Origin of the sequence: Vibrio sp. OPT46, assembly GCF_015163535.1 — a bacterium.
In the GTDB taxonomy this organism is placed as follows: Bacteria; Pseudomonadota; Gammaproteobacteria; order Enterobacterales; family Vibrionaceae; genus Vibrio; species Vibrio alginolyticus.
In genome coordinates this window covers 26,334-27,359 of record NZ_JADDYG010000298.1, presented here as the reverse complement: position 1 = coordinate 27,359, position 1,026 = coordinate 26,334, and the positions used below count along the sequence as shown (strand labels likewise).

The window sequence follows — 1,026 nt, the reverse complement described above, 5'->3', positions numbered from 1 at the left end:
AGGCGAAGTGAAGTCGTTAGGGGTTCTGGATGAGGATCTCACGAAGCTTTCAAAGACCGCGCTTTGGACATCGGCACAGTACGGGAAATCCGCCACAGATATTGTCGGCGCCTCATATGATATCAAGTCAGCATTTGGTGATATTGATGGAGACAACCTTTCTGACATCACCAAAAGCTCTGCCGTTTTAGCTGCTGCGACTAAGGCTGATACAGCAACCATTACGGATTATATGGGCACCATGTATGGTGTTTTCAAAAATCAAGCTGATGAAATTGGGGTTGGAATTTGGTCCAAACAAATTGCCGGCATGACTGCGCAGTCTGTTGAAATGTTTAAGACTACAGGCGCAGGCATGAGTAGTGCTTTCACTAGCATCGGAGCGAATGCGACCAGTGCAGGAGTTGCTATCGAAGAGCAGATGGCGATTTTAGGCACCCTTCAATCAACCATGAGTGGCAGCGAAGCGGGTACCAAATACAAAGCATTCTTAGCGGGTGTGGCCAACGCTCAAGATAAGCTCAATTTGTCGTTTACCGATAGCCAAGGTCAGATGCTGCCTATACTAGATATTCTTGAACAATTGAAAGGTAAATATGGTGACACCTTAAGTGTTGCTGAAGCGGCTGATTTGAAAAAGGCATTCGGCTCAGAAGAAGCCGTTAGCATGATTAAGTTATTAATGGCTGATACTGAAGGACTCGCAGGCAGTATTGACCAACTTGGTCAAATCGAGGGAATGTCGAAGGCTGAGCAAATGGCCAGCACCATGACAGATCAGTGGGAACGGTTAGAAGCGGCATGGTTTGCGGTTCGTGCTGCGGTATTTGGTGCGATTCTTCCTTCAATCAATTCAGTTGTAGGCACCATGGCTGACGGCTTAATGGTGATTGTTGGTTGGACGGACCAATTTCCTTGGCTTGCTGAAATTCTTGGCTATGTCGCTATCGCAGGCCTGTCTCTTGGCGGGGTGATTGCAACATTGTCGCTTGCCATGGGGATCGGGCAAATGATGTCTGCTGGTTG

The 1,026-nt window shown here is 47.7% G+C and carries 1 pseudogene; it reads left to right on the top strand.

Annotated features, from left to right (window positions below):
• A pseudogene (locus IQR33_RS33055) lies at positions 1 to 1,026 on the top strand (phage tail tape measure protein); the annotation flags it as partial.